This is a genomic window from Bacteroides sp. L10-4 (assembly GCF_013373675.1).
GTDB lineage: Bacteria > Bacteroidota > Bacteroidia > Bacteroidales > Bacteroidaceae > Bacteroides > Bacteroides muris.
The window spans coordinates 1-10,818 of the sequence record NZ_JABXJH010000084.1; the positions used below are offsets into that span (position 1 = coordinate 1).

Annotated in this window: 10 protein-coding genes and 1 pseudogene; all 11 read right to left on the bottom strand. The window is 34.8% G+C overall.

The features are described from left to right. Positions 1-389: 389 nt before the first annotated feature. Entirely contained in the window at positions 390-1,109 is a 720-nt protein-coding gene (locus HU824_RS18020; RefSeq protein ID WP_176469593.1) for a glycosyltransferase, read from the bottom strand. Positions 1,110-1,156: 47 nt separating this feature from the next. Next, positions 1,157-2,050, bottom strand: a complete 894-nt coding sequence (locus tag HU824_RS18025; protein WP_176469594.1) for a hypothetical protein — start codon at positions 2,048-2,050, stop codon at positions 1,157-1,159. A 394-nt stretch (positions 2,051-2,444) separates the two neighbouring features. After that, entirely contained in the window at positions 2,445-3,644 is a 1,200-nt protein-coding gene (locus HU824_RS18030; protein WP_176469595.1) for a CDP-glycerol glycerophosphotransferase family protein, read from the bottom strand. Between the two features lie 27 nt (positions 3,645-3,671). After that, the gene (locus HU824_RS18035) at positions 3,672-4,514 is read right to left on the bottom strand and encodes a glycosyltransferase (RefSeq protein WP_176469596.1); all 843 of its coding nucleotides are present in this window, start codon (positions 4,512-4,514) and stop codon (positions 3,672-3,674) included. A gap of 15 nt (positions 4,515-4,529) precedes the next feature. Next, on the bottom strand, positions 4,530-5,132 hold the full coding sequence (locus tag HU824_RS18040; protein ID WP_176469597.1) for a hypothetical protein: 603 nt from the start codon (positions 5,130-5,132) through the stop codon (positions 4,530-4,532). 343 nt (positions 5,133-5,475) lie between these two features. Then, positions 5,476-7,005, bottom strand: coding sequence for a hypothetical protein (locus HU824_RS18045; RefSeq protein ID WP_176469598.1), 1,530 nt, complete (start codon positions 7,003-7,005; stop codon positions 5,476-5,478). A gap of 2 nt (positions 7,006-7,007) precedes the next feature. Next, on the bottom strand, positions 7,008-8,516 hold the full coding sequence (locus HU824_RS18050; RefSeq protein ID WP_176469599.1) for a lipopolysaccharide biosynthesis protein: 1,509 nt from the start codon (positions 8,514-8,516) through the stop codon (positions 7,008-7,010). Positions 8,517-8,864: 348 nt separating this feature from the next. Next, positions 8,865-9,230, bottom strand: coding sequence for a DUF86 domain-containing protein (locus HU824_RS18055; protein WP_176469600.1), 366 nt, complete (start codon positions 9,228-9,230; stop codon positions 8,865-8,867). Then, a complete protein-coding gene (locus HU824_RS18060; RefSeq protein ID WP_120382064.1) occupies positions 9,223-9,516 on the bottom strand; it encodes a nucleotidyltransferase family protein in 294 nt (97 codons plus the stop codon). Before HU824_RS18060 ends, HU824_RS18055 begins: the two co-directional genes overlap by 8 nt. Before the next feature lie 279 nt (positions 9,517-9,795). Further along, entirely contained in the window at positions 9,796-10,281 is a 486-nt protein-coding gene (locus HU824_RS18065; protein ID WP_176469601.1) for a UpxZ family transcription anti-terminator antagonist, read from the bottom strand. 70 nt (positions 10,282-10,351) lie between these two features. After that, a pseudogene (locus HU824_RS18070) lies at positions 10,352-10,818 on the bottom strand (UpxY family transcription antiterminator); the annotation flags it as partial.

A 10,818-nucleotide genomic window follows, 5' to 3' on the forward strand; every position in this document is an offset into this window, starting at 1 on the left:
TAATCGGGAGGATTTGGTTAACTTTGACTGAGTCCTTGGAATTAGTAGTTTTCATGGAGAAAAGTCGCCAAACTTTTCCTTTAAATTACTAAATTTCAGGGACTTTTGCAGATTTAATCACTTGAAAATTAAATGTTTAACAGCATATATTTAATTTTTGTCATCTACTAAAGCAAGTTCTATTTAATAGTGTTTTCTGTTTCGCAATTGCAAAATTCTTTCTCTTAACAAATTTGCGATTACAGTTCTTCCCTCTTTCAAATTAATGAACGTCCACACTCCCAATATAATAAAAGCCAATTTCTTCTTGCTTCTACGGAAAGATTTCAATTTATCTGACTGCTCATAATATCGCCGAAGTCCTTCTTGCTTTCTTTTTCCCTCTTCACTTAATAAGAATTTCTGAAAATCAACAAGATTACTTTTTTTTGAAGAAGATAATTCTTCCTTACATAATAAAGGCTTGTCTTCTGAGACACTCGTTTACTGCATGATATTCCTGCACTATTTATTCTATATCGCAATTTGGGCGCACAAACATTACCAAGTCTTTTGCCATCTATGGCAATCCTTGTCAAAAACTCATAATCTTCACATGCAGGAAAATCACAATAAAAACCAGACTCTAGATATACACTTTTTCTCACCAACCAAGTAGGATGCGGAACTGCACTATTTGTTTTCAAATAGTTTTTTATGATACCATCCAATGTAGGGTAACGCGTTATTGCTCCTTGGATTATGTTCCCATTTTCATCCATATCTCTCATATTGCAACCCACCAAGTCGAGATTGTTTTCTATGAGATATGCCAATTGACACTCTAATCTATCCACCTCTGCAATATCATCAGCATCCATGCGTGCTATAAAAGTTCCCCTAGCCAAAGCAATAGCCCTATTCAGACTTTCTGTTAAACCACAGTTTTTTTCATTGATAGATAGTTTTATACGGCTATCCCCAGACATCCTATTCTGAATATACTCAATATGTTCCGCATTATCCGGATTATCTACGATAATAACAAATTCAATATCCCGATATGTTTGGTTAAGAATAGAATTTATTGATTGCTCTATATACTCTATAGGTTCCTTATAAGTACTCATCACGACACTTATCATTATCTAAATCCTCCCATTTAATACAATAAGTACTATTTCACTTCCAAATTTGCATTTCTATCCGCGTAAAGCCTACCCACTATTGAATCTACGAATGAAGCCGATAAGAATAAAACTATAAACTCATAATACACATCACCTTTGTACTCAAAAGCAGCAAATACAAAGAGTATAAGCAAGCACAAAAACTTGTCCTTTCTCTTTACACTTACAATAGAGTATAACGTCGTGACATAACTCAATATCCACCCCACAATTCCCCAAAACAGTATATTCCTTATAATTCCCGAATCTGTATTCTTATAATAAGAACCATCATAAACAAAATATCCATCCCCAAAAAGAATCGTATTCCATTCCGGCATAAATACCATTTCATGCGTCCGTTCCAAAGAAGCATTAGCAAAATTACCCGTAGTCAAAAAATTAAGTATCGGTTGTGACATCCAATCATACCATTCCGAAAAAATAGGTACATCTTGCAAACAGGATATACAAACAATAAATATATACACAAAGAAAGAGAACTTTACTAACTTAGCAATACCCATTTTACCCCACACAAAAGAAGCAACAACACTCGTAATTATTGTTAAGACAAGTCCCGATCGTCCATAAAACATATTTCCCAAAAAACAGAGTATATAGCAAATAAGCAATATTTTCTTGTTTATTTGAAAATTTCTTTTACCAACATAAAACAAATACAAAAGAAAAATACAACTTAATGTACAATGCAACGTTAAGCGATAGCCGGAAAAGCCTTGCCAACCTATCCTAAATGTATATCCAAATGATTCCGATAACATTTCAGAAGAAACAACCTCCTCAAATACACTAAACCAGAAAGTTTTCAAACTTGGTATGAAAACCAGCAGCAATGTACCAATAACATATATTGCATGTGTCAATGCGTAATAATACATAAAACATTCTATATTTGCTCTTTCCTTGTACTTCTTAACTAGCAGAGAAATAAGAAATATGTATACAACTAATTTCCGAAAAATAAAAGTTGATATTTTTACATACGAAAAGTCACCAGTTCCATGAATAATCGGATATAGGAAACTAAAAAAAACAAGCATAATCGTGCATATAATAAGATTCGATTGCATCTTAGTAAGCCGATTAAACAGTTTATAATTGAGCAATAAATATACAAATGGAATCCCATACACATACGCATACGATAATGCAGAGGAAAATTTGAATATTACCGGATACATAAATGAACAAAATAAAAAAGCAATTACGATGGATGTCTTTTCCTTTTTCATATCTGCCACACTCCTATTTTGAATTCATATCAACCGACAACTAATTTTCTTTCAATAGTTTAAAAATTCTTTCAGAGTTCTTTTCATCCCAATATTTAAAGATGCAATCATGTTCTCTTAAAAAATCCTCCGAAGGTTTGAAGCCACGAACCGCCATTTTCTCTAACTCTTTTATCACCAAATCTGAAGAAGAGTAGGTGTTTCCGAATGCATTATGATGATAGTCAAAGTACCCTTCGCCATATTGATATTTCCTATACTTTTCCTCATCAAATTGATAGAATATAATCGGCTTTTTCATATATATCATATCAAAGAAAACACTGGAATAATCTGTTATCATTATTGCTGAACTTTTCAATAGTTCTTGTATGTCATATTTCTCCCAAGAAGCTATCACAACAGAAGTCTTTAGTTGTTCAAAAGTTTTTATGTAATTCTGCATATTGCGGTGAGGATAGAAGATAACCTCCAGTTGATACTTATTAATCAGCCGCTCCAATTCCGGACTAACCAACAACTCTTCCCAACACCGCACATACTCAGAAGTTTCAAAATCATTATCCGTATTCTTATTCTGTTTCGATTTAAGATTAAACCAGTATCTCCATGTAGGCATTATTAAAATCCTATTAGAAATCACTTGAATCTTATGCAAGGCATCAAATCTTGGCATACCTGTTAAGCAAATGCTATTTTTAGGATAACCAAACCTCGAGATAATATATTCAGTTTCCGGCAGTGTAGATGTTACAAATTTATCAATTTTAGAACAATCAGAATATAACCATTTTAGATTATTGACAATCACACCATGCTGTAAAAAAATATTGCGCATATGAAAATAATTATTTAACTCCATAAAAGAACAAATTGGCGCATTAGGTTTACCTCCTTTTTGTGAGCTAATATTATATTCACACAAAAAATAGGCTATCCAATGAAGCATACTTCCATATTCAACGACTTCCCCCAATTCTGCAACTTTCTTATAATCAACCGATTTCTTTTTAATGGCATATATACACTTTTGTTGTGGCTGATGCAAGCACATATATTTAAAGAAGTGATACCCATTATCTCTAGCCTCCTTTGGCTCCTCACATACCAGCCAAACAGTCTGAAATTTCTTTCTATAAAGAGGTTTGGCAATCCAGGCTATCACCATAGGGAAAAAAGATAAATAGTCTCTTAGCTTAACGTCCTGGATTTTATTGAACAAGTACTTAAAACCAATCATATTTTGTCAAATATTAATTATATCCTTTTAACTTCTAGCGAATTTTTGAAAAAACCATCCACGAACCTTATTGGGCAGCAGAAGTTGCACCATAAACCTTACTAAAACATTAACTAAAAAGACCTTGCTATTAATAATGCTATTATCAAGCATATACTTCTGCAATCGCACTTCACTTTTAAAATATCTCATGCCACCTCTTCTAGCATACATATCCTTTCCCACCCGCACGTTTACCAATATATTAGGCAAGTTTGCAAACTTACATTCAGCCAAGAACATACGAATCCACAAGTAATAATCCTCATTCCAAAACCAGTCTTGATAATTTCCTGAATTCATAACATACGAGCGTAAAAATGCCACACTCATATGATTAAACGGACAACGCCACTTTATCACATGAGCAATTTCTTCAGGTGTTTGAGGAACAACTCTATACCCTACCACATTGTCTTCCGTATCAATAAACTCTGAAATCTGACCACCCAAAACAGATACATCAGGATGCATTTCCATATAGCGTATCTGTTTCTCAAATCGATTAGGAACAGATATATCATCACTATCCATACGCATTACTATCTCAAAAGAGCATGCTAGTAACCCTTCATACAAAGCATTTCCCAATCCTTTATTCTCCAACAAGCGTATCGGACGTATATAAGGAATTTCCTCCATCAACATCTTAATGCAATTGTTAAGTTCAACAGATATAGGACCATCTATAACCAATATGACTTCCGAAGGTTGTAAAGTTTGAAGCAACGTAACACTCTTTATAGCACAATATAAGAACTCAGGTTTGTCGTTTTTATAAACAGACATCAATACTGAAAATTTTTTATATTTATCTATTATTGCAGGCATACAAGACAAATTGTATCATAATTTTTCTATTGCACATTCTTGCATTTTGAAAATAGCATTTAGCTTATGTATCAATCTAATGCTATCCAATTTATAAAACAGAAAACGTAAGCGATAAAGAACTTTGAAGGTAAAACGATATTTTGGATTATATACTATATGCAAATCAACGTAAGCTTTACGAAAAGCAAAATATTTTTCTAAATAATCTTGAAAATTCGTCTCATGAAAAACACTCTTTGAACCATCACAAATATAAAAACCAGAACTAAGTAAATCATTACAATCAAGAAGTATTCCATAAATCAATGCCGCATTAACTTGCAATTTTTCAAAAGATGGAATAGTCTTCAAAATAGAAAAATCTATTACTTTTTTTCTTATATGAATAAAAGCATAGCCGCAAAGTTTCCCCGTATCGCGATAAAAAGCACCATAAAGTCTGTCTTTTAAAGACGATGAATTCAAAGAGCTAATAAAATTTTCTTTTGATGGATTCACTGGACGATATTTCTTCGGATATGCAGAAAGACTATCACAGACCACAGAATAAAGTTCTTCTTTATAATCTTCAGCATGAATAAGCCTTATTTCAAAGTTTCTCTCTCCTTGAAGCACTACATAACGACGCTTACTCTTTAATTTAGAAATATCAAAAGGGGTGTCTTTTATTACATAATACCAGTTTTTACCCCCCCCCCTAGCACATCGTAATTAGTTGTATATCTGCATATTACAGCTTTTAGACCATAACTATTCCATATCAATCCATTATTTAAACAAGAAAGATTCGGTATCTCATGAGGTTCACAATTAGGAATCAACATATGTTGATAATAAGAAAAACTATCCATAAGATAAGTATTCAAATACAAACTTTTAAATTAAGTAAAAAGGTTAAGTATGAAGAGGAATTTTTACCTTTTTCATACTCGGAACTGTACTACAAGACTTTTTCTTTTTAAGATTTATCCACCATCTTTCTCTTTACAAATTCCAACAAATGCAACCTAACCAGTATGATACGAAGAAAGCTCTTAGATCTAAGAATTAAATGGGCTTTCTTTCTTCGATAAGCATTCTGAATTAACAATAAACGGTAACGCCATTGGTCACTATTCATCGAGCAAAAAGACTCTATAAGCTTAACATCCAATAAATCCTTCTTTTCTCCCTTCTTTTTCTTAAATCGCTTTACAGCATCAAGCGTCAAAAACTTCAAATCATTAAAAACAAAATAATTGCTCGGAATGTATATCATATCCATTATTGGAATGTCATGATAAATAGCATATTTATCATTACATTCCATGCAACTCGGTTGCATGAAATGTAATGATTCCTTCTTATCTTCAGAATCTACAGTATAATAGTCAAGGTCTCCCGCCTCTCGTATTCCATTAATGGCCATTACCATCGAAGAATCAATAATATAGTTATCCAAATTGAACCCATTATCGATTAAAAAGCTTTTATATTTCATACACATATCCCACGATTTCAGAAACTTGTCAGGATAAGCATATTTTACATGAGCAACACTGTTAGGGTTATATATAAGACGAGCAATTTGTTTGGTTTCTTCCATATTATCCGTAATATGAATAGAACCTTTTCCTTGATTAAAAATCATTCTTATCTTCTCTTTCAATTCCAACACAGACTCCAATCCCTTGCCTTGAAATAATATAAATTCAACAGTTGTACAATTTGAAGAAGAACAGATTTCATTGAGTTTATGATAAATTCCCATAAAATGATTGCGGGCATTACCTATCCAAGGCATAAAGCCATAAACCTGTATTAAGAGGTTTCTCAAGCCATTTTTTCCTAAATCAAGCTGTAAGCAAGAAACAATACTGACAGTTCCTTTCAGTATTTTCAAAGCTTGTTTTCGATTTTCCTTTTGTTCATAAGCTCTAGGCCAAAGACAAGCCATATACAAGTCAGAGTGCCAGTTACATGCCTCCAACGAAATTGCTCCCAACACATTCTCAAACAAATGGTTTTTAGCAAACCATTCACTTGTATATGGGAAGCGCCTATAGTTTATAAATTTTATTACTCGAATTTTTTGATTAAAGTAAGCTGCACAACTCACCCTGTGACTTCCATCCATAGGTAAATTATCTGCATCAACAGGTATCAGGGAAAGAGTCGGGTCAAATCCTCTCAATTGGAAAGTCTCAACTAAATGGTCAAAACATTTTATAAACTTATCAAATGAATTTTTATCCGGTTGACCATTTTCAGCAAATGAGTATCCAGTAATTACCTCTATATGTTTTCTGTAGACACTCATCGCATAAGACATATCCACGCCCTTTACTTTATGGTCTATATATAGAAGCTTCGCATAAATATCAAAACGATTGGGTGATAACAACTCACGAGCCTCCATATCTACAATTACATAAGAAGATGTTGATACAGCTTCTTCCACTTGAACTTTACTCAATAAGTTCAAGGGATATTCATTCCAGTCAATCATATTTATTTTATTTGTTTTTTGAGTAGAAGATGTCTTAGCTTGTTCCGTTCCGCATTATTTAAGTAAAAGAAATAATGAATAATGGTAAAAATTGCCAAGTGAGATATTCCTGACAATAGCAACCTTTCCAAGCCATACAAATTACAACAAATTGTCAACGTCACAGCATAAGATATAGTAACCGTAAAAAGAGTACGAAGAATCACCGATTTTAGAAAATCATAAAAAGGAAAGTTAATCTGCCTGCGTACCCAATAAAGCCTGAATAACAGTATACAAGCATAAGTCATTATACGATAATAAAAGATGGATTCTACGCTTGCACCAAAGAACAAAGACAGAAAAGCCACTAAAAAGCCTAAAAATGTAAGAGTAGATAATATTATTTGGTATGCTGTGATATTCCCAGTTGCCAATATTACCATCCACAATGGTGCCGAGAAAGCCTCTATAGACGAACAAATAATTATCAACACACAAAATATTGATGTACAATCCGGTACAGTAGACAACCATATATGTAGGATATAATCTATATTCAGGACTAATGGAATTGCTAAAAAGCAAAATAAAAGAATGGAGTATTTTGCCGTACTTGATACAAAGAGAAATAATTCCTCTTTCTCATCTGAAGCATACAATTTGGTTATCACTGGTTGAAATGCATTCTGAAAACCAGCTAAAAGGCTATTTATAGCAGCATTAACTTGATTGGAGATACCCATTGCTGCATTAACAGTCACACCGTAATAAATATTAACTATCACATTTCCACCTTGCTGCTCCGCAAGTTGAGATGAAGCTCCAAATAGCCGATAAGCGGAGAATTTTATTTGTCCCATATAGTCATCTCTCTTTTTCACAAAATAAAAATGATAATAAGGTTGCTTTCTGCAATAGACATAAAAACAAAGAGTTATCAAAACTGAGAGCAACATCACCAAACCAGCATATAATATCACCTTATCACCCGGTAAATAAAAGAGTAAAAAAACGAATAACACCCTTAATACAGCTTCAACAACTCCAATATAGGCGTAAAAAGTGAAATCTTCAAAAGCGATGACCCATGAATTGAAAGGGACTCTTACAATGTTAACACAAGCACTTATCACAGATAGTTGATATACCCAGCCTGCCGCTTGTATCCTATCTAAAGGCAAATTTAGATAGGTATTGACAAAGAACAGCCCTATAGTTTCTGCCAATAACAAAAAAAGCAAAGCGATGGATAAATGTAAAACCAAGCTGATATTAAATGTTTTCGTATAAGCACTATAGTCGCTTTTACCTAATTCATAAGCAAGGAAACGCGCTGTGGAACTTGAAAGAGCTGCATTGACAAATGTAAAGATTAAAACGACCCCTCCTATCGTATTATACAATCCAAAATCATCAATACCCAGAAGTTCCAGAACCTTTCGAGACGTATACAAGGTCACAATCATCACAATCCCCATCCTCAGATAAAGCAGCAAACTATTCCTGATTATTCTCTGACTCTTACTCATAAAACTGTAAAATAATTATCGGAGATATCTGTTAACGTCCAATTTTGACGTATAACCCAAGGCAAGCCGCCACAAGGCGGTTCCTGATAAATAACGACAAAAAGGAGATTGATTTGTAAGCACTCAATAGCGTTCACCCTCTTAAAAATCAAGAGGATGAACTTTTGAGTATTTCAAAATTTAACGATTTATAATGTATTATACGTAAAAGGCCGGATGGCTCTTTCAACAAGCATGTTGTCTATAGTGTATCGGCCTTCCTAGTCCTCTCCCATACCTTCACTATAGATAAGCCTCCCTATAACCATTATTTCAAGATACTTCTAAGCCACATCGCTATGCAACTGATCAAATTTCATTTTTCATTCTTTGTATAACAGAAAGCAAAACAGGAAGGTCTTTCTTGATTACATTCAAAATTTCTTCTGCATCTATATGATGATACTCATGAGCTATAACGTTACGAAGCCCCATAACTTCCCGCCAAGGTATTTCCGGATAATCGGCTAAATAGCCTGCATTCTTAGCATCAAGCGTCTTTACACTCTCTCCTATAAAAATAAGTTGCATACAAACACCTCCCAACATAAAAATACCTTCCTGACTATTCAAAAAATAATCCGCTGTTTCTATGCTATCTGTCTGATTTTGTATTAGCAAAATAGCATCCTCTATTCGTTCTAATAGTGAATATATGCGCTGTTCGTCATACATAAATCAAATCTTTATTGAGGTTGTCGCCAAATACAGTTCCGGAAAACTGTTTGCGCAAACGAATAACATCTACTTTGCACCCAAAAAGCTGCTCCAAATCCATCTTCATACGAATACGCAAAAAAAGATTTGGAGAACCTTCATAAGCAACATCCACATCGCTATCTTCATTTTGTTCACCACGGGCCACGGAACCAAACAGAGCCATTTTTGTAACCCCTTCCTGACGTGCTACCTCTTCAAAATAACGGCGCAACAAATTTACATAATCTAGTGTAGATTTCATGATTCATTATTTATCTTGAAAACAAAGATAAGCATTTTAATATAAAGTATATTGTATGCCACCTTATTTTTGGAAAATTTATTCTCCTAAAATATACCTCTATTCTTCAAAAGTCTGTATACTGATAGGCAATTTACGCGTCATATCCATTTGCTCCTACCTATGAATGTTCATGCTGCAAATATACGATTTTTCTAAAAAGGAAAAACTGGTTTACCGTTTTTTATATTTGCAAACTATAGTTTTTCATTTGGCCGCCGAAGCACCCCAAAACACTACTTATTCCATTTCCTCCCACGGATAAGGATTATCCACCACATTCCGAAACTCGGCAACCGCTTCTTGCTGTTCTGCCGTGAGCGATGCGGAATTCCAGGAAGCAATGATAGAACGGCCCTCGTCGGCCAAAGGCTCATCGAAAACCTCTCCATAACAAGCCGTAAGCAAGCGGAGTTTCAGCAAAGAGGAAGGAAGGGAATCAAGGGCATCCCAGCAACGCCTCAATACTTCCTGCACATGCTGCTGTTTTTCACCATGGTCAATGAACGAGGCACTATACCCTTTCAAGAGCGCAAGATATACATTTGCTTGCTCCTCCACCGTGGTACCCCAGGTGCCTGAATTATATAAAGTTGTGGTCAAGCGATAGACTTCGCTGTTACGACGGGACAAGTCATCGCTATAGATAGGACTGCCGTCCATACCCAAATACATCAGATCGTGCGCGGCACGCTGAAGGAGGAGTGCTTCTTCTAAAAGAGACATGCTATTTTGATTTATGATTTCAGAGTTATGATTTATCTATCACCAATGACTAATCATTGATTATCGACGATTATTTGATTACTTCGATGAGGTCTGGATGGATGGTCGCCATGGCAACGGCGATGATACCTTGTATAGCAATCACTACACGACGATCACGGGCACCTTTTACCTTTAAAAAACACCTTCTTGACCCTCGAAGTCGCCACCGGTGATACGGACTTTCGTACCTTTGGAGAGATTCAGTTCTTCGGGTTGGAAATAGAGAAGATGGTCATTGTAGGTACCGGCGACGGCTATGAAACGCTGCATATCATGGTCGGGAATGACTATTTTCTGACCGCTACGGGTATCGGTGATATATTGCAAATAAGTAATTTGAGACTTAAATCGCTGCACTTCGGAAGGACGTGCGTGGACAAAAACCAGGTTACGGATGACGGGAACCAAAGCACGGACTTTCCTGCCCCTACGGATACTTATCTTATATTGCATGGGAATGAAACAGCCAAGATTTGCCTTTTCGAGAAGATGCAT